At 68.2% G+C, this 18,627-nt stretch carries 17 protein-coding genes, 1 tRNA gene and 1 riboswitch; of the genes, 10 read left to right on the forward strand and 8 right to left on the reverse strand.

The window, feature by feature from the left end; translation table 11 throughout:
• Positions 1 to 235 precede the first annotated feature (235 nt).
• On the reverse strand, positions 236 to 1,141 hold the full coding sequence (locus ABIN76_RS14735; protein ID WP_346960427.1) for a hypothetical protein: 906 nt from the start codon (positions 1,139 to 1,141) through the stop codon (positions 236 to 238).
• Positions 1,142 to 1,404: 263 nt separating this feature from the next.
• Here ABIN76_RS14735 and ABIN76_RS14740 point away from each other — a divergent pair, with 263 nt between their 5' ends.
• The 5 genes from ABIN76_RS14740 to ABIN76_RS14760 all read left to right on the forward strand — a co-directional run bounded on the left by ABIN76_RS14740 (position 1,405) and on the right by ABIN76_RS14760 (position 8,607).
• Positions 1,405 to 2,145, forward strand: coding sequence for a response regulator transcription factor (locus tag ABIN76_RS14740; RefSeq protein ID WP_346960428.1), 741 nt, complete (start codon positions 1,405 to 1,407; stop codon positions 2,143 to 2,145).
• A 21-nt stretch (positions 2,146 to 2,166) separates the two neighbouring features.
• Positions 2,167 to 3,696, forward strand: a complete 1,530-nt coding sequence (locus ABIN76_RS14745; protein WP_346960429.1) for a HAMP domain-containing sensor histidine kinase — start codon at positions 2,167 to 2,169, stop codon at positions 3,694 to 3,696.
• 125 nt (positions 3,697 to 3,821) lie between these two features.
• Complete coding sequence (locus ABIN76_RS14750; RefSeq protein ID WP_346960430.1) at positions 3,822 to 5,336, forward strand: bifunctional glycosyltransferase family 2/GtrA family protein; 1,515 nt, start codon at positions 3,822 to 3,824, stop codon at positions 5,334 to 5,336.
• Complete coding sequence (locus ABIN76_RS14755) at positions 5,333 to 7,375, forward strand: glycosyltransferase family 39 protein (protein WP_346960431.1); 2,043 nt, start codon at positions 5,333 to 5,335, stop codon at positions 7,373 to 7,375. The genes ABIN76_RS14750 and ABIN76_RS14755 overlap by 4 nt, the downstream gene beginning before the upstream one ends.
• Before the next feature lie 293 nt (positions 7,376 to 7,668).
• Positions 7,669 to 7,856, forward strand: a riboswitch (cyclic di-AMP (ydaO/yuaA leader).
• Entirely contained in the window at positions 7,855 to 8,607 is a 753-nt protein-coding gene (locus tag ABIN76_RS14760) for a hypothetical protein (RefSeq protein ID WP_346960432.1), read from the forward strand. Its footprint overlaps the riboswitch before it by 2 nt.
• Before the next feature lie 115 nt (positions 8,608 to 8,722).
• Here the strand turns inward: ABIN76_RS14760 and ABIN76_RS14765 are convergent, their stop codons facing one another.
• The 3 genes from ABIN76_RS14765 to ABIN76_RS14775 form a co-directional block, all read right to left on the reverse strand.
• Entirely contained in the window at positions 8,723 to 9,100 is a 378-nt protein-coding gene (locus tag ABIN76_RS14765; RefSeq protein ID WP_346960433.1) for a glyoxalase superfamily protein, read from the reverse strand.
• 92 nt (positions 9,101 to 9,192) lie between these two features.
• Complete coding sequence (gene upp / locus ABIN76_RS14770) at positions 9,193 to 9,828, reverse strand: uracil phosphoribosyltransferase (protein ID WP_346960434.1); 636 nt, start codon at positions 9,826 to 9,828, stop codon at positions 9,193 to 9,195.
• Between the two features lie 12 nt (positions 9,829 to 9,840).
• Positions 9,841 to 10,656: a phosphatase PAP2 family protein gene (locus ABIN76_RS14775; RefSeq protein WP_346960444.1), complete on the reverse strand. Its 816-nt coding sequence runs from the start codon at positions 10,654 to 10,656 to the stop codon at positions 9,841 to 9,843.
• Positions 10,657 to 10,754: 98 nt separating this feature from the next.
• Here ABIN76_RS14775 and ABIN76_RS14780 point away from each other — a divergent pair, with 98 nt between their 5' ends.
• Complete coding sequence (locus ABIN76_RS14780; protein ID WP_346960435.1) at positions 10,755 to 11,258, forward strand: nucleoside deaminase; 504 nt, start codon at positions 10,755 to 10,757, stop codon at positions 11,256 to 11,258.
• A 54-nt stretch (positions 11,259 to 11,312) separates the two neighbouring features.
• Here the strand turns inward: ABIN76_RS14780 and ABIN76_RS14785 are convergent, their stop codons facing one another.
• From ABIN76_RS14785 to ABIN76_RS14800, 4 genes are all read right to left on the reverse strand, one after another.
• Positions 11,313 to 12,554 (reverse strand): DNA glycosylase AlkZ-like family protein, encoded by a 1,242-nt coding sequence (locus tag ABIN76_RS14785; protein ID WP_346960436.1) that lies wholly within the window; start codon positions 12,552 to 12,554, stop codon positions 11,313 to 11,315.
• Between the two features lie 61 nt (positions 12,555 to 12,615).
• On the reverse strand, positions 12,616 to 13,695 hold the full coding sequence (locus ABIN76_RS14790) for a glycosyltransferase (protein ID WP_346960437.1): 1,080 nt from the start codon (positions 13,693 to 13,695) through the stop codon (positions 12,616 to 12,618).
• A gap of 7 nt (positions 13,696 to 13,702) precedes the next feature.
• A complete protein-coding gene (locus ABIN76_RS14795) occupies positions 13,703 to 14,101 on the reverse strand; it encodes a 6-carboxytetrahydropterin synthase (RefSeq protein ID WP_346960438.1) in 399 nt (132 codons plus the stop codon).
• 3 nt (positions 14,102 to 14,104) lie between these two features.
• Positions 14,105 to 15,166, reverse strand: coding sequence for a dehydrogenase (locus ABIN76_RS14800; protein WP_346960439.1), 1,062 nt, complete (start codon positions 15,164 to 15,166; stop codon positions 14,105 to 14,107).
• A 128-nt stretch (positions 15,167 to 15,294) separates the two neighbouring features.
• Here ABIN76_RS14800 and ABIN76_RS14805 point away from each other — a divergent pair.
• The 4 genes from ABIN76_RS14805 (at position 15,295) to ABIN76_RS14820 (ending at position 18,615) form a co-directional block, all read left to right on the forward strand.
• A tRNA-Ser gene (locus ABIN76_RS14805) sits at positions 15,295 to 15,384 on the forward strand.
• A gap of 993 nt (positions 15,385 to 16,377) precedes the next feature.
• Positions 16,378 to 16,794, forward strand: a complete 417-nt coding sequence (locus ABIN76_RS14810) for a hypothetical protein (protein WP_346960440.1) — start codon at positions 16,378 to 16,380, stop codon at positions 16,792 to 16,794.
• A 123-nt stretch (positions 16,795 to 16,917) separates the two neighbouring features.
• Positions 16,918 to 17,106, forward strand: a complete 189-nt coding sequence (locus ABIN76_RS14815; RefSeq protein ID WP_346960441.1) for a hypothetical protein — start codon at positions 16,918 to 16,920, stop codon at positions 17,104 to 17,106.
• A 399-nt stretch (positions 17,107 to 17,505) separates the two neighbouring features.
• Positions 17,506 to 18,615, forward strand: coding sequence for a hypothetical protein (locus ABIN76_RS14820; protein WP_346960442.1), 1,110 nt, complete (start codon positions 17,506 to 17,508; stop codon positions 18,613 to 18,615).
• Positions 18,616 to 18,627 lie beyond the last annotated feature (12 nt).

An 18,627-nucleotide genomic window follows, 5' to 3' on the forward strand; every position in this document is an offset into this window, starting at 1 on the left:
CACAATTTTGGTAAGCCAACGAATCAATACGTGTTTTGTCGAACGAGTGCCCTTTTGGGCCTCCTAGCCGAAGATTCTTCGCCACTCCTCACCTCAGGTCGGAAATCGTTCACTGATGGGATAGATGGAGGAATTCTCCAGGAAGAGTTCCGCCGCCGTCACCAGTCCACGGAGTGGGCATGCTGCCGGGCCCGCTTGGCCCGGCAGCCCCACCCGCTACGGAAGTTCGCGCAGGTCAGTTGGTCTGGCCGGTGCCGGTGGCCGCCACGATCTGGACCGACGACGCCGTGTAGCCGGCGCCGGCCTTGGCGGCGACCACCCGCACGGTCCCGCCGGCGACGATATCCGCGACGCTCAGCTGGGTGCCGGTGCCGCCGGCCTGCTGACGCCGCTGTTGCGCGTGGCTCACCACCACATCGCTGCCCAGGGCGTAGCTGCGCGTGAAACCGTCGCTGCTCTTGACAGTGACCGAGGACGAACTCACCTCGCTGACGGTCCCCAACTGCTCGGCCGTGGTGGTGTACTCGCTTCCGTTCAGGACGACATATTCGGCGTGCACCGCGGAGGAGAGTCCGCCGGCCATTCCGCCCACGCCTCCGGCGTCGAAGTCGTCATGACCGCCCGGCCCGGACAGCCCGCCGTCGTCGAATCCGCCCTGCTGCGCGCCGGGCATCCCCGGAACGGACCCCTGGCTGCCGCCCGGTCCGCCGGCCGCCCCCGCGGCAGTATTGCTGGCGGCCGCCGAACTGGACGTGAGGGCATAGACCCCCACCCCGGCGCCGGCTGCCAGGACAACTGCTGCGCCGGCGACGGCGAGCCCCCGTTTGAGGGTCCACGGCTTGTCCGCGGAGATCCGCGGGGCTGTCCCCGACGGCGCGCCCCACCCCGGGGCGGCCGGCGCGCCCCAGCCGGCAGCGGCCGGTGGCGTCGATTCGTGGCCGGGCATCGCCCACGCCGGGTCTGGGGCGTGGTTCGTCGAGGCGGCCGGAGCGCCCCAGCCCGGTGCCGCGCCGACGTCGGGCTGACCGGCTGCCGCCGGCTGTCCCGCAGGGGGCGTGGTCACGGGAGCCGGTCCCTTTTGCACGCCGGTGCCGGGGTCGGGCGTTGGCCGGGAGCCGGCTCCGGGGTTCTGATCGCTCATCATGTCTCTCCTGTCGGGGTGCGGATTCGTGTCCACCCCAGAGTCGTAAGCGATCCTGTGCCCGGGCTGTGCGTGCCGACAGCCGTGGCTGTGACCTTCCCCGGGGCCCTGCGGGACCCTACGGGAGCGGGGTTGCGGGCGGGAACCGGGGCGAATGGGTCCGCTCGCTCCCCGGGCGGCATCCAGCTCGGTAGTCTGGGATTCACAGGTGCCGCACAGGGTCCCCAAAGCCGCGCCTCAACGGCAGATCGGAGAGTCTTTCCATGGCCACTTCGCACTCCATGACCAACAACCTGCCCCAGCTGACGCACCCGGACGGGTCCCCCATTCGCGCCCTGGTGGTGGACGACGAGCCCAGCCTGTCCGAGCTTATGAGCATGGGGCTGCGGATGGCCGGCTGGTCCGTGGCCGTGGCGGCGGACGGCCCGGCCGCGGTCAAACTCGCCAAGGATTTCCGCCCCGACGTGCTGGTCCTGGACGTGATGCTCCCCGGGTTCGACGGCGTCGAACTCCTCAGCCGCATCCGCGCGTTCGCGCCGGAAGTCCCGGCCCTGTTCCTCACCGCGAAGGACGCCGTCCAGGACCGCATCGCCGGCCTGGCAGCCGGCGGCGATGACTACGTCACCAAACCGTTCAGCATGGAAGAGGTCCTGCTTCGCCTGCACCGGCTGGTGCAGCGTTCCGGGGTGGCCGCCATGGACACCGCCGAGCTGGTGGTGGGTGACTTGGTGCTCAATGTGGACACCCGGGACGTCACCAGGGCCGGGGAAGAGCTGCATCTGACTGCCACGCAGTTCGAGCTGCTGCGCTACCTCATGGAAAACCCCAAGCGGGTCATCAGCAAAGCCCAGATCCTGGACCGCGTCTGGGACTACGACTTCGGCGGACAGGCAAACATCGTGGAGCTCTACATTTCCTACCTCCGCAAGAAGATCGACGCCAAGCACGCACCCATGATCCACACCGTGCGCGGCGCCGGCTATGTGCTGAAACCGGCGGACTGATCCGTGCCCACACTTTCCGGCGTGACACCCGTATCCGGGCACGACTGGCGCAACCCGTCCACGTGGCACCTGCGCACCCGGCTGGTCCTCGTCGCCATGGGACTGCTCGTGGCCATCTGCGGCGCGGTGGGAGTGTTCAGCTACGCCTCGATGGACGTTTTCCTCACCCAGCAGCTCGATAAGCAGCTCGCCAGCGCAGCGCACCGTTCCAGCGAGTTCGGCCGGCCGGAATCCGACAACCCCGGCGGCCGGCCGGATCCCCTCGAAGCCAGGGGGCAAGGCATCGGCACGCTCAACGCACGCGTGCTGAACGGCACCGTGGCCAGCGCCGGTTTCCTGGCCGGGGACGCCAGCCGCGAGAGCCTCTCCTCCGCGGACAATGCCGTCCTCCTGGCGCTCACCCCGAACGGTGCGCCCGTGGACCGCACCCTTTCGGCCGGCGACTACCGGCTGACCGCGGTACGGGCGCCCTACGGGGACGTCATTGTCACAGGGCTCCCGCTGGCGGAAAAGCAAAATACGCTGGCCTCGCTGGTGTGGACCCTGGGCGTGGTATCCGCGGGCGGCCTGGTCCTGATCGGCCTAGCGGGGACCGCCGTCATCCGCCGCACCATGAAGCCGCTGGAACAGCTCTCCGAGGTGGCCACCAAGGTCTCCCGCCTCCCGCTGGACGCCGGCGAGGTGGCGCTGGGAGTGCGCGTCCCAGAGTCGGCAGCCCATCCGGGAACCGAGGTGGGCAGCGTGGGCTACGCGCTGAACCAGATGCTGGAGAACGTCTCCAACGCCCTTGAAGCGCGGCAGGAGAGCGAAATGAAGGTGCGGCAGTTCGTCGCCGACGCCTCGCACGAGCTGCGCACGCCGCTCACGGCCATCCGCGGCTACACGGAGCTGATGCGGATGACCGAGCACTTCACGCCCGACGGGGAGAAATCCCTGGCCCGGGTCCAAAGCCAGTCCGAGCGGATGACCACCCTGGTGGAGGACCTGCTGCTGCTGGCACGCCTGGACGAGGGGCAGCCGCTCAAGGTCACCGACGTCGACCTCACCCAGCTGGCCATCGAGAGCGTGAGCGACGAGAAAGTCATGGCCCCTGACCGCCTCTGGCAGCTGGAACTCTCGGACGAGCCCGTGCTGGTGCGCGGCGACGCGGCCCAGCTCCACCAGGTCATCGCCAACCTCCTCTCCAATGCCCGCAAGCACACGGCGCCCGGAACGAAGGTGGTCACGGGCGTCACGCGGTCGGCGGACGGCAGCGCCGTGGTCACCGTGACGGACAACGGCAGCGGCATCGCCCCTGAATTCCTAGGCCGGGTCTTCGCCCGCTTCGCGCGGGCGGACGCCGCACGCACCAACCCGGTCACCGAAGCCGGGACCTCGACGACGGCGGTCGCGACGGCGGTGGCGGCCGGGGCCTCCGAGGGCACCAGCGGACTGGGCTTGTCCATTGTGCAGTCGATCGTGGAGGCCCACGGAGGAGCCGTCGAGGTGACGTCCCGGCCGGGCCGGACGGAATTCGCCGTCCGGCTGCCCGCGGTACCGCCGGCGGCGTAGCCGGCTCAGCCGGCCAGCCGGCCGCGAGGCTTCCGGATCTCGACGTCAACGCAGGCCCGGACTTCCACAGGCCCCGCACAGCTTGGCCCTAAAGCCCTCATATGGGCCGCCGGGAAAGTTGAGCCATGACGTTCACAGACCAGGCTCCAGGAACCCCGCCCCACCCTGCGGCGGCGACGCCGGCCGGACCGGCAACAGCCGGTGCGACCGAACCGCCCGAAGCGGCCGCCGGAGTTGCGGCCGCCGGCCCCGCCCCCGGCGGAGTCGCCCTGGCCGACGCGCCATGCCCGGACCCGCTCGCCGCAGCGTTCACCGGCACTGCCGGCAGGCGGTTCCCGGTCGATACGCGCCCCACCGCACCGCTGCTGGATGTCACCATCCCGGTCTTCAACGAGGAACGGGACCTTGAGGCCTGCCTGCGCCGGCTCCACGCTTATCTTGTCGGGTTCTTCCCGCACTCCTTCCGGATCACGGTGGCGGACAACGCCAGCACCGACGGAACGCTCCAGACGGCCGAACGCGTGGCCCGGGAGCTCCGCGAGGTCAACGTGGTCCACATGGCCGAAAAGGGCCGCGGGAACGCGCTGCGCAAGGTGTGGCTCGCCTCGCCGTCGCCGGTCCTGGCGTACATGGACGTGGACCTGTCCACCGATCTGGCGGCGCTCGGCCCCCTGCTGGCCCCGCTGATTTCCGGCCATTCCGACCTCGCGATCGGGACCCGGCTGACCCGCAACTCGCGCGTGGTCCGCGGGCCCAAACGGGAATTCATCTCGCGCAGCTACAACCTCCTCCTGCAGTCCTGCCTGGGCGCCCACTTCAGCGACGCCCAATGCGGCTTCAAGGCCATCCGGGCGGACGTGGCCCGGCAGCTGCTCCCCCACACCCTGGACAACGCCTGGTTCTTCGACACCGAGCTGCTGGTTCTGGCCGAAAAATGCGGCCTGCGCGTCCACGAAGTCCCGGTGGACTGGACCGACGACCCGAACTCCAGCGTGGACATCGTCCAGACCGCCCTCGCGGACCTGCGCGGCATGGCCCGGCTGAGCCGGGACCTGGTCTCGGGCCGGATCCCGGTTCCCGAGCTCCGGGCCGCCCTGGCCCGCGGACCGCTGCCGGCCACCTCGCGCGGCCAGGAACAAAGCCCGGGCGGAAGCCTCTTCGGCCAGCTCGTGCGTTTCGGCAGCATCGGGGTGGCTTCCACCCTCGCGTACCTGCTGATCTTCCTGCTCTGCCGCGGAATCATGGACCCGCAGCTGGCCAACTTCCTCGCGTTGCTCAGCACGGCCGTGGCCAACACCGCGGCCAACCGGCGGTTCACCTTCGGCATCCAGGGCAGCAGCCAAGCGGCACGCCACCACTTTGAGGGCCTGCTGGTGTTCGGGATCGGGCTGGCCCTGACCTCCGGCTCACTTGCCCTGGTCCACGGCGCGTCCGGCGGCACCCCGGACCGCTGGCTCGAGCTGGTAACCGTCACCGCCGCCAACCTGACCGCCACCGCGGTCAAATTCCTGCTCTTCCGGCTGGTGGTCTTCCGCCACCGGCCCGACCCGGCGGCTCCGAAGCCCGGCGCCCTCGCCGCGGCTTCGTCGCACGGCTCTACCGACTCCGCCCTCCCCCACACAGAAACGCCAAGTAAATGACCGCAACCATCAACCCCGCCACCGGAGCCCCGGCCGGCAGCCCGCACGCGTCGGCGGGCGGGCCCACAACGACGCCGGCTAACCCGGCAGCTCCCTTGCCGCCCGCCGTGCAGGGCCGCCGCGCACGCCTGCTGTTCGGGCCGCAGCCGCGGTGGGTGCGGCCCTCGGCGGCCCTGTTGCTGGTCCTCACCGCAGTGTTGTACCTGTGGAACCTGAAAGCCACCGGCTACGCCAACTCCTTCTACGCCGCGGCGATCCAGGCCGGCACCAAGGACTGGACCGCGCTGCTCTTCGGCTCGCTCGACGCCGGCAACGCCATCACGGTGGACAAGCCGCCGGCCGCGCTCTGGATCCCGGCCCTTGCCGGGCGGATCTTCGGCTTCTCGGCGCTGAGCATGCTCATTCCCCAGGCGCTGATGGGGGTGGCCGCCGTCGGGCTTCTGTACCTGACGGTCAAACGGGTGTCCGGTCCGGCGGCAGGCCTGCTGGCCGGCGGCGCCCTGGCGCTGACGCCGGTGGCCGCCCTGATGTTCCGGTTCAACAACCCGGACGCCCTGCTCACCCTGTGCCTGGTGCTGGCCGCCTACCTCACCACCCGGGCCATCGAGAAGGCTGGCTGGAAGTGGCTGGCCGCCGCCGGCGCCGTGATCGGCCTGGCCTTCCTGGCCAAGATGCTGCAGGGTTTCCTGATTGTGCCCGGACTGGCTCTGGCTTACCTGTGGGCGGCGCCCGCCACCCTGGGCCGGCGGCTCCTGCACCTGCTCGCCGCCGCGGCGGGGATCGCCGTCGTGGCCGGAAGCTACCTTGCACTGTTCCAACTGACGCCCGCCTCCGCCCGGCCCTACATGGCGGGATCGGAGACCAACAGCTTCCTGGAACTCACGTTCGGCTATAACGGGCTGGGCCGGATCACCGGATCCGGCGACGGGATGCCCGGCGGCGGGTTGGGTGGTAACGCCGGCGGGCCGGGCGGCAGCGGCAACGTGGGCTTCGGCGGCGCGGCCGGGATCACCCGGATGTTCGGCGCCAGCTTCGGCGGCGAGGTGTCTTGGCTGCTGCCCGCGGCCCTGATCCTGCTGGCCGCCGGGTTGTGGTTCACCCGCCGCCAGGCCCGGACCTCGGCCACCCGCGCGGCGCTGTTGCTCTGGGGCGGCTGGCTGCTGGTCACTGCCGGCATCTTCAGCTTCATGAGCGGCACCGTGCACCCGTACTATGCCGTGGCGCTGGCACCGGCCATCGCGGCGTTGGTGGGCATCGGTTCCGTGGGACTGTGGCGGGGCCGGTCCTACTGGCCGGCGCGGATGGTGCTGGCCGTGACGGTGCTGGCCACCGCGGTGTGGTCCGCCGTGCTCCTTGGCCGCGACCCGGCCTGGCTGCCCGGGCTTCGGGTGATCGCCGTGGTCCTGGGCGTCCTGGCCGCCACGGCGCTGCTGTTTCGGGTGGACAGCCTGGCGGCGCTCCCGGCCCGGTTCCGCAAGGCTGCCACGGCCGGCGTCGTGATCCTCTCACTGCTGGCGGGCGGCCTGGGCACCACGGCCTGGACGCTGGCGACGGCGGCCCAGCCGCACTCCGGGTCGATCCCGACGTCGGGGCCCACCGCCTCCGCGATGGGCGGCGGCTTCGGGGCGGCCGGCAGGCCGGAGGGCGACGGCGGAAGCGCCGGCACCAGCGGCGGGGGCCCCGGCGGACCCGGCGGACCCGGCGGGGAAACGTCTTCGGCGGAGCTGACCGCCCTGCTGAAGTCCTCCGGCGCCAAGTGGTCCGCGATTGTCTCCGGCGCCACCCAGGCCGCCAGCCTGGAACTCGCCACCGGCACCAGCGTGATCGCGCTGGGCGGCTGGAACGGCGGCGACCCCTACCCCACGCTCGCGCAGTTCCAGGCGATGGTGGGCCGCGGCGAAATCGGCTACTTCATCTCCGGCGGTATGGGCGGAATGGGCGGGGGCCGCGGCGGCAACTCCGAGGTCGCCAACTGGGTCGCGGCCAACTATCAGGCGCAGACCGTCGGCAACACCACCGTCTACAAGCTGGGGGCCTAGCCGCCGTGAAGGACACCCTGAACCTCCGCACCGGCCCGACGCCGCACCGTCCCCGCTCGCGGACTAGGCAGGCCGCTGGGCGGCGCACGCGTTAGCCCCGCCGTTTCGACGGTTCCCCGCGCACCCGATGCTTCCCATCAGCTGGTGGGCAGGGAACCGTCGAAACGGGCCTGCCCGCCGCGGACCTGAAAGCAAGACGCCACTCCGCCGCAGCCATGTGCCGTTACCTAAATGTGACATCTGAGTGGAAGTCCGGTACCGTTTTAGGGTGCGGTCATCGATCTAGCCGCATATCCGGGCTGACGCCAAACTCTGCCGCTTCCCGGATTCCCATGGACCAGGCAGAGACGGGGAACCCAGAGTTCCCGGGCATTCTGCATCCATGCACCCTTGGGGTTAAGCCGCCACGTCGAAATTCCGTGCGGCCGGATTTCGCATCCGAACCCGACAGCTAACTCCGTAGGCGTTGAGAGGCGAACATGACTGAATTCAAGGTACCCGCACGCCCAGAAGGCGCTAAACGCACGTCCGACGCCGAGAGCGCGCGCCACCGCGCCGAGCCGGCGAAGCGCGTTTCGGCCCTGTCCCGCGCCGGGCTCAGGACCAACGGCAAACGCGCCGCCGTCGTAGTGTCCGCTTTTGCGGTCCTGCTGGGGGCAGGCGCGGCGGGCCAGGCGTCCGGCACGGCCGCGCACACCGCCGACGCGGCCAAGGACACGGCAGCGTCCCTGCAGACCCTGGACTTTGAACGCGTCGGCAGTAACGCTCCTGCATCCCCCGCCGCCGCGAACGTGGAGGCCCAGGCGGCCAAGGTCGCGCCCGCCAAGGCGAAAGCCCCGGCCAAACCAGCTGCCAAGGCCCCGGCAGCGAAGGCCAAGCCCGTAAAAGCCCCGGCGCCCGCTCCGGCGAAGCCGGTGGCCGTCGACGATCCCGCCGGCGCGCAGGCCTATGCCGCCGCCCAGCTGCCCGCGCACGGCTGGGCAGCGAGCGAGATGCAGTGCCTGCTGAAGCTGTGGACCAAGGAATCCGACTGGAAGACCACGGCCACGAACCCCAGCAGCGGCGCCTACGGCGTGGTGCAGTCCCTGCCGGCCGAGAAGATGGCCAGCGCCGGCGCAGATTACCGGACCAACTACCGGACCCAGATCAACTGGGGCCTGCAGTACGTGCAGGACCGCTACGGTTCGCCGTGCGGCGCCCTGAACTTCCACTACGCGAACAACTGGTACTAAGCCACACGCACCGCGGGCCTTGCGCCCGGCTGGAGGAGGCCCCGGATCCACAGGATCCGGGGCCTCACGTGCGCCTGCCGCCGCGCGGCCCGCGGAATACGGGGCCAGTGGACGGCTAGCCGCCTGAACGGCTGGGGATGTATTGCACCGCCCATTTGTTGCCATCCGGATCGGCGAAGTAGACGAAATGCCCCCAGTCCTGAACGTCGATGTCGCTGACGTCGACACCGTTGTCCTTGAGCTGCCGGTGCGCCGCCTGGATGTCGTTGACCACCAATTGCAGGCTGGGGGCGGTGCCGGGCGGGGCATCGTTGAGGCCCTCGCCGATCGCGATAGAGCAACCGGAACCCGGCGGCGTCAGCTGGACGAAGCGGATGTTCTCCGCGGGGCGTTCGTCGTAGTCGGCGTTGAAACCGACCTTGTTCACATAGAAGTCTTTGGCCCGGTCCACATCCGAGACGGGGACAAACACGAGTTCAAGTTTCCAGTCCATGGGCACAGGCTAGTCCCGGACGCGTGCCGCCGGAACCCTTGACCGCAGGACCTTTTAACCGCACCTCGAGGGGCGGCACTGAACCCCGGTGGCTAGACCGCGATGCCGTACAGGCGGTCTCCGGCGTCGCCCAAGCCGGGCACAATGTAGGACTTCTCGTTCAGCTTTTCGTCGATGGAGGCCAGGACAATGGTCACGTTGGCGTCCGAGAGCTCTTCTTCCAGCTTGGCCAGGCCCTCCGGGGCGGCCAGCAGGCAGATGCAGGTGACGTCCGAGGCGCCGCGCTTGAAGAGGAACTTGATCGCCTCGCGGAGCGTGCCGCCGGTGGCCAGCATCGGGTCCAGGACGAAGATCTGGCGGTCCGTCAGGTCCTCGGGCAGGCGCTCGGCGTAGGTGATGATGTCCAGCGTCTCTTCGTCGCGGGCCATGCCCAGGAAGCCCACCTCGGCGGTGGGGACCAGCTTGGTCATGCCTTCCAGCATGCCGAGCCCAGCGCGCAGGATCGGGACCACCAGCGGGGTGGGCTTGGTGAACGCGGTGCCGATGGTGGTGCTGACCGGCGTCTCGATGGTCACCGGTTCGGTGCGGACGTCCCGCGTTGCCTCATAGGCCAGGAGCGTGACGAGCTCCTCGGTGAGCTGGCGGAAGACCGGGGACGGGGTGTTCTTGTCCCGCAGAACGGTGAGCTTATGGGCGACCAGCGGGTGGTCCACAACGAGAGTGCGCATGGGTCAAAACTATCACCCGGACGCTGAGGACCGTCCCCCGGAGCCGGGGGTATCGGCGTCGGCGGCGGCACCAGCGGCGGCGTCGTCCGGGGCGGGGTCGCGCAGGTGCGCCTCGTTGTCGAACGTCGGCGCGGGGCCGGTGTGCTCCCGGTGCCGCAGCACATGGAACAGCCGGTGGGCCAAGATCACGATCCCCACCCAGCCCAGTCCCAGCGCCCAGCCGAAGATCACATCGGTCATCCAGTGGTGGCCTAGAAAGACGCGGCTCATGCCCATCAGGAAGATGAACACCGCGCCGGCCGTGATGAAAGCCACGCGGGCCACGGTTCGCTGCACCTGCAGGCAGGCAAGGTAGACCACCAGCCCGATCACCACCGTGGTGTTCAGCGTGTGGCCGCTGGGGAACGACGGCGAATCCTCGTAGGGCGGCACCGCGTCGGCGTGGTCGGGGCGGGTGCGGCCGATCAGCTTCTTGCCGACGGTGGTCGCGGTGATGGAAGCGGCGGCGGCGCCGCCGATCAGGATCAGCGGCCGCCAGGTCCGGGAGACCCAGATCAGCCATGCCGTCAGGATGCTGGCCAGGATTGGCATGCCGATTCCGCCGCCGATGTTGGTGAAGCCGGTGACGAACGCGTCCAGCCCAGGGCTGCGCAGTTGTTGCATGAACGACAGCGTCGGCTTGTCCAGGCTGGCCAGGCCGGCGTCGTCCACGACGTCGTCGTAGACTTCCGCGCTCGTCAGCGCGAGGGCGACGACGACGACGCCGCCGATCAGCATCGTGATCCACAGCGCGGCGTACGGGACCACCCACCTGCCCCAGCGCCGCATCAGCCAGCTCTCAGTCTTGGTGCTCAATGCCGTCTCCCGACTTCCCGGTGCACCGGCCAGGTGCACAGCTTGCTTAGTGTCGAAACTATCATTGAGCCATGACTACCCCCGAGCCCCGCCATGCCGAATGGATGGGCCTGGCCCTGGCCGAGGCTCGCCGGGCGCTGGCTACCGCGGACGTGCCGATCGGCGCCGTCGTGATCGGGCCGGACGGTTCGGTGCTGGGCGCCGGCCGCAATGAACGGGAGGCCCTCGGGGACCCGACGGCGCACGCCGAGATGGTGGCGATCCGGGAGGCTGCGGCCCGGTTGCGTTCGCGCCGCGCCCTGGCGGGCCTGCACGACGACGGCTGGCGGCTGGAGGACTGCACCCTGGTGGTGACGCTGGAGCCGTGCGCCATGTGCGCCGGCGCCGTGGTGCTGGCCCGGATTCCGCGGGTGGTCTTTGGCGCCTGGGACGAGAAGGCCGGGGCCGCCGGGTCCGTTTTCGACATTCTCCGCGAGCGCCGGCTCAATCATTGGGTGGAAGTGTACGCCGGAGTCCGGGAGCAGGAGTGCGGTGCGCTGCTGCGGGATTTCTTCGCCGGTCACCGCGGAACCTGATGCTCCCATTCGGACGGCGCCGCACGTAACGCCTCACGTAGCGCACCGGCCCGGCTACCGCTCGGCGGTGGCCGTGGTGGACGCCCGCAGCGCGTCGATCCGCTTCTGCCGTGACGCCGGTGAGTCCAGGCTGAAGGCGCGGAAGTCGCCCACGTCCTCCCTGATCCAGGCCTCCACCTCGGCGATCCGCTGAGTCACGGCCGCCGTCGGTGTGCCGAACACCCAGGCGGCGATCTTCTCCAAGCCCGGATCGTACTGCCACAACCCGATGATCCGGCCGCGGTCAAGAATCGGATGGTCCGGCAGGTCGGCCTGCAGCGCCAGCGAACCCAGCGCCTTCTTGTCCTGGTCCTCCGCGGCCAGCAGCTCCGCCGCGTTCCGGCGCAGCAGCACCAGGGAATCGGTTCCGGCGAGCAGCTGGATTTGCTCCTCCCCCGGCTCCTCGAAGGCGGCGAGGCGTTCGACGTCGTCGGGCAGCATCCAGAGCGGGTCCCCGCCGGCGGCGGTGGGAACCTCGACGGCGCCGACGGCGGCGAGCGCCGCTCTGCTCTGCGCGACCGTGAAACCGGTGAACCACTGCGACTGCTTGAACGTGGCTCCTCCGGTCCAACCGAGGTGCCGCCGGATCAGTTCCGCGCGGATTTCCTCGTCGCTGAGCGTGCTGGGCTGCAGCCCCCAGGGTTCGTAGGCGTAGCGCTGCTGGTCCAGCCGGCCGTTGGCGGGGACGCGGCGGATCCGTCCGTCCGCCTGCAGGATGCCCAGTGCGGTGGGCAGCGTGGTGGTGGCACCCTTCTTCTTGCCCTCCTCGCCGAGGTTGCGCACCGAATCGCCGAGTTCGTCCTTGAGTTGCCGAGGGTCCATCGGCACGCCGGCCTCCGCCAGGGCGTGCAGCACCTGCTCCTCCAGCAGCGCGATTTCGCCGCGGTCCACCCCGAGCCGGCCGGCGACCTTGAAGCTGGCCTCGGCGGCGTCCCGTCCCAGCCGCAGCGCCCAGGCGAAGTCGTCGGCGCCCAGCACGTAGGTGCAGCCGCGCGCCGTCGGGAGTTCCAGGATCCGGTGCGCCAGGACGTCCCGGTCCACCTGAGACCGCCGGATGCCGGCCCGGGCGAAGAGCGTCAGGTACGGGTTGGCGCCGCCCACGGAGCGTGCCCAGCCGGCCCGGGCGAACACCTGTTCCGCCGTGCACCCGGCCAGCGAGCCGTCCAGGCCCTGCCGGTGCCACGACCACGCCCGGAGCCGTTCGGGGGTGAGGCTCTCCGCGGGCGGCAGTTGCACAGTCATGGGCTCGGTGGTCATGGGGTCATTCTGCACCAGCTTCCCCGGCGGCGGTATCGATCCCGGGGTCCGTTTTTCGCCGCTATTTCGTGGGGCGCGCGGCCAGGACGGCCAGCACGGCCTGCGCCGTGGCGTCCCAGCCGGGTAGGTGATCCCGTGCGGCCCGGGCGGCGGCCCGCCATTGGGCGCGGAGTTCCGGGTCGGTAAGCCAGCGGCGGAGCAGCGCTGCCAGCGGCGCGGGGTCCGCGTTGAGTTCGACGGCGGCGCCCGGCAGCGCCGTTGCTTCGGCTCCGGGGGTGCCGGCGGCGGCCTCGGGGGTTCCGGTAGCGAGCGCCTCGACGGCACCCGTGCCTTGCCGGACGATCACCGGCACGCCGCGGGCCAGGGATTCGGTGACCACCAACCCGTACGTTTCGGCCCGGGAAATCAGCAGACTGAGGTCGGCGGCAGCCCACTCGGCGTCCAGCGCGGCTCCGCGCAGCTCGCCGGGCAGGCGGACCCGCTCCGTCAGGCTAAGGCGTTCCGATTCCTGCCGGAGCAGGGCGGCGTAGCCGGGATCCGCGGTGTCCGAACCGGCGAGGGACGCCGTCCAGGGAAGGTCGGTGACGCCGGCCAGGGCGCGGAGCAGCAGCAGCTGGTCCTTGTTGGGCAGCAGCGCGGCCAGTGCGAGGAGGTGCGGCGGCTCGGATCCGGCGGCGGCCGTGGCGGGCTCGGTGCCGGGGAGCGCCACGCTGATTCGGGCCAAGCCGTGCAACCCGTGCCGTTCCTGCACGGCCGCCGCGGCGGAGGTGCTGGTGCAAATGACGCCGGCTGCGGCCTGCAGGGCCCGGCGTTCCAGGTCCTGGTGCGCGGCCAGCGGCATGTGCAGCAGGATCCAGGCCGCGGCTCCGGCAGCGGCCGCCGCTTCCAGCTCGTCCGGCGCCCCGCAGGCCACCAGGCCGTCCACCAGGGTGACCCGGCCGGCGTCGGACTCCGTGAGCAGGCGGCCGAACCGGTGCCGGTCCGCCGCGCTGCCGACCGGCCAGTCTCCGTCGACTCCACAAGATTCCGCCGCCACCCCGAGCTCCGCGAGGGCGCGGAGCAGCGCCGCGTTGTAGGCGTTGCCGCCGGAGTTGTGGCGCACGTTGCCGGGCACCAGGAGCCGGAGGCCGGGCGCTTCCACGGCGCTGCTAGCCGGCGTCGAACTCGAGCGAGTAGCTGGCCCAGGCGTCGGGAGTTTCGCGCAGGGTGACGTCGATGCCGGTGAGCGCCTTCCCGTCCTCCCCGCCGCGAATCCGGCCGGCCACCGCGTCGGCGATGTACTGGGCCAGGGCTTCGGTGGTGCTGAGTTTGCCGGCGAAGTCCGGGTGCTCGTCGAGGTTCTTGTAGTTCAGGCCCGCCAGGACGTCGTCCAGCACGTCGCCGGCTTCGCCGATGTCCAGCACGATTGCATCCTCGTTCAGGGCCCGACGGCGGAACGTCACCTCGGTGACAAAGGTGGCTCCGTGCAGGCCCTGTGCGGGGCCGAAGGCCGGGCGCGGCAGGCTGTGGGCGATCATGAAATTGCGGCGGACGGTCAGGCTGAACACGGATTACCTCGTAGTTTCTGTTGCTGGGGCGTCGGTGGTGGAGTCTTCTGTGGCCGGAGTGCCGGCAGGGTATTCGATGACGTGGCAGAGCGCGTCCAGGCTGCCGCCGGAGAGGCGCTGGACGACGTCGGGCAGCTCGCTGAAGCTGGACGTGCCGGTGAGGAAGGCGTCGAAGACCGGGTCGGCCAGCAGTGAGACGGCGAGGTCCAGCCGGTCGGCGTTGCTGCGGCGGTGGCGCCGGGCGCGGGCAACAACGCCCACCTGGCTGGCGCGGATGGAGAGCCGGCGGGCGTGGAAGTCCTCCCCCAGCGGCAGGGTGACCAGGCGGTCCGCGTACCAGGACATCTCGATGATCTCGCCCTCGTCGCCCACCAGTTGCAGGGCGCGTTGCAGCCCGGCCTGCGAGGCGGAGCAGTGGATCACGATGTCGCAGTCCGGCAGCGCGTCGTCGGGGTGGCAGAAGTCGACGCCGAGGGTGTCGGCGAAGGCTCGCTTGGCCGGGTCGACGTCGATCAGTTGCAGCCGGCCCAGTGGGAAGGTTCCGAGGAGCTTGGCGACCATGCCGCCGACCAGTCCGGCGCCGATCACGGCCACGCGGTCGCCGAGGCGTGGGCCTGCCTCCCAAAGGGCGTTGACCGCGGTTTCCACGGTGCCGGTGAGCACGGCGCGGCGGGCGGGAACGTCGTCCGGGACCTGGGTGAGCGACTCGACCGGGACAATATAGCGGTCCTGGTGCGGGTACAGGCAGAAGACCGTCTTGCCCTTCCAGTCCGCGGGGCCCTCCTCGACGACGCCGACGGAGAGGTAACCGAACTTCACCGGCGACGGGAAGCTGCCCTCCTGATGCGGCGCGGCCATCTCCTCGGCAATGCACTCCGGCACGCGGGCGTTGTGCACCACCATCTCGGTGCCCTTGCTGATGCCGGAGTAGAGCGAGCGTACGAGCGCCTCGCCGGGGCCGGGCGCGGGCAGTTCCTCGCGGCGGAGCTCACCCTGCTCCGGGCCGACGGTCCAATATGCGGTTGCGGTGATTGGGACTGGGGTTGTCTGGTTCGGGTTGCTCATCTTGCTTATGAATCTAGTGCCGCGGCCGGACGTGGGGAAGTTCCGGCGCCGCGGGGCGGGGCGTTTTTGGCGGCCGCTTACGCGCCGTTTTGGGGTTGGGCGCCTTGCTCCGGTACCCTATTCAGGTTGGTGACGTGTCCGAGCGGCCGAAGGTGCAACACTCGAAATGTTGTTTGGTGTAAAAGCCAACGTGGGTTCAAATCCCACCGTCACCGCCACGTAGCGAGGCCCCTGCTTCCCTTTGATTACAAGGGAAGCAGGGGCCTTTGCTTTGCCCGAGGCGGGCTCGTTGGCAAAGAATTGGCAAAACTTCATTGCGCCTCCCCCGGCCGCACCCCAAATCTGTGCTTCAGCTTCGATGTCAAACCCCATGTCCGATCCGCAACCACGGACATGCCTCGCCGGACCTATCCCACTCAAAGGTAGTCAACGACACCCCCTTGGAACGCTCCGATCCGCGGGAGGACTAGGGAAGAACTCCCCCGAGCAAGGCGAATGAGGCGAATCCAGGGCATGGACTCATCCAAACGTAGACGACCGCCGCGGCAGGATGGCCCCCGGCGCAGGCGGCCTACAGGCCTGGAATAGGGCCTGCACCTCGTTCAAGGGCGGCCTGTAGCAGGAACCCAAGCCCAAGCCGTCATCGGGTCCGCTGAGGACTAACCTTGATTGGAAGGAGTATGAACTTCTAACCGAAAGGACTTGCGCGGCTGTATGGTTGAGCACACGCGACCTTGGCAAGTGGCCAAGAGGTGCCAAGGGTCGATAGTCTTTGCTGTAAACGGTATCGCAATGAGAGGGTGGGAAGTCATGACAGGTCATGCTCCGATCTATGGGTTGATGTCGACCCGGTCTTTCCTGGCCATCAAGGCAAGCCGGACGATGCCCATCCTCCGCGATACGGAGGAAAGTCTGAGCGAATACGAGGATCGGACTTCCCAATTGTTCTCGCACCCAAGTCGCATCATGGCTTACAGCAAGAAGCCAGCTACCGGCACGTACACACGTAAAAAGCCGTAGTGCGAAGCTGGGTAGACGCCGGAAGCGAGCATCGAGACCTTCTGGCTCATTTCTGTTGCGCCCCCAAGTCCTCAGTTGGCCCTGGCCGCTATCACCTGAAGTTTGATACCGCCCCATGGGCGCATAAGGTCCAGAGCCTGATTCGAGCCGAGCCGGTTCCTCGCAAGCCCCCGAAGAAGATGCTCGTTAATGTGAGCGAAGAGATCGGGCGTGTCGATGCGGTCGTGGCTTTCCACCACGAGCCATATGGCAAGGAGCAGCATCTTTTCCACCTGAGCGCGCTGGCTAGGCACCTTGAATGCAAGGGCCAGGGGCTGGGCGAAGTTATCTATGCGGCCTTCATGGAAGCTTGTGAATCGATAATTGACGACCTTCCAAGGGAGGTCGTTAGGGCAGTTTTTGTTGCTCAAGCTCACAAGGCGAATCGGCCGGTCCAGGCTCTATTGGACGCGGTGGGGTGGTGTCGCAGCGACGAGGTTTCTGAGGATCCGAACTACGAGTGGTGGGAGCAGATCTTGGATCTCAAACCTTCCATTGACGCCGAATTGGAGTCCGATGAGACCGAGCTGGAAAATTTCGTCGGTCATGAGGAAGCTCCCGCCAACTAGACGCGGCGAGGTTTGGCAAGTTCCCGCCCTTGCAATGACGGCTCAGGCATTCCTCTTCACCGTCATGCTGTCCTCAACGACCGGACCGTCCCATGGGTCGTGAGCGCAAAGCTGTCAATCGTTGTGTCTGTCATGTCGGGCAACCTCCTGCTCAGACGCCGGTTTCACCAGAACCAGGACTTCAAACGCATGGTCCTGATCGAGAAACCACCCGACGACAGTCTCGCCGTCGAACTGGTCCTGGGTGACGAGGACCGACTGGCCATCAGCGGCTTCACCCCTCACATGGTCAGGGCATGGAATTGCGTTTAGGAGCTCAGCCCTCTGTTCACTCGCCCGATATTCGTGACCGTCCCACAACCTTTTCCCCATGTGCACACCGTGACAAACATGCGCGCACCGCGAGTGCGACGTTCACGCCGACGCACCATGTGCGACCGGGCGCCGGCGGGCACGCAGTCTCTCTATTCTTAGACGTTTATGCAGAAGAACATGACCAGATTTCGTCGCGGAGAACAGCCTGGCGGTTACGAGTCATGCGAGGCGCACTCTTCTGTCCGTCGCGGGGGGGCTAGCTCGACGCTGATGCAGGCAGAAGCCGGTGGCGTCATTGGGTTAGACGGACTGCGCGGTCCGTCTTCAGCCGTACCCGTGCGTCATAATGACATTGTTCGGGGCGTGCAAGCTCGTGAGGTGGAGTGAGGCTAGCAAGTGAGTGAAGACGACGAAGCCGTACGACGTGTTCGGTTCTACGGCACAAATGATCTGGCAACAGGTTGGTACGTCCCGCGCGTAGCCGAGATTGCTGACCAGTTCGACCCCAAGAAGGTCCCGACTCGGACCGACGACATCCTTGAGCTTCACAACGTCCAGCAATACCTCGAACATGGGTTTCTTCCGAACGCGTATAACGAGGAGAAGCGCGACCAGGCCAAGGCACAGATTCCCCGGATCCGTAGCGCGGTAGCGCGGTTCTTTACGGCGATCGATGATACGAACTTCGCAACCGTAGTTTCTGGAGTCCGCCGCGACTATCACGGGGACCTTCTGGACCTGCTTAGTCGGCATGGTGCCTTCGAACGATGCGAAAGCGAAACGGTCCTTCCCGCCCTCGCCGCAGCAGGTCTACGTCTAGCCGAGTTGCTCGCGAGCAAGAAACTCGTGCGGGCCTACAACGCACAGATGCGAGATGAGTTGCGTGCTTCGCCGCAGAGCGCCGAGCACCTGATCCGAAAGTACCTGCAGGAGGATGTGCGTCGAGAAATACATCTTCCACCGAGCTTCACTCCAGCCGACGCTCGCGAACTACTAGAGGCCTACATCGACAGTGAGTACGCGAACCCGAATTACATCCGGCTAATTGCGTCAGCGAAGGAGAACCCAAGCGCCGGAATAGACGCCAAGCTCAAACTGCGCGCGAAGCGACGAAACGATGAAATCTCGGCGAATATATTCGCCGAGAAAGAGGGCTTCAGGACTGGCTGCGAAGTGGGTGTCTCCACAACCCAATATGAACCGGTCGTTTTCGGGATGGACGACTCATCAGAGGGATTGGTCTCCCGGTACACATACAGCAGTCGGTGGCTGGAGGAAACACTCGACTCCCCCAGCATCCTCAATAACTTTCAGCATCTGTTCGAATTCGCTGACAGTCAAGCGCTGCTGACTCTGCCGTCCTACCCGGCCAACCTGGGCGTTATGGAACAGATCATGGGGACCACAGGAAAGACCGAATACAAGGTCGGCGCAGCGTCTCGAACCATCGACTGGAGCACTCTTCTGTCAATGGCCAGTAGTTTCTGCCCATGGGCGGCCAGTTGATGTGCCCGCTGG

It is taken from the genome of uncultured Arthrobacter sp., assembly GCF_964021775.1.
In the GTDB taxonomy this organism is placed as follows: Bacteria; Actinomycetota; Actinomycetes; order Actinomycetales; family Micrococcaceae; genus Arthrobacter.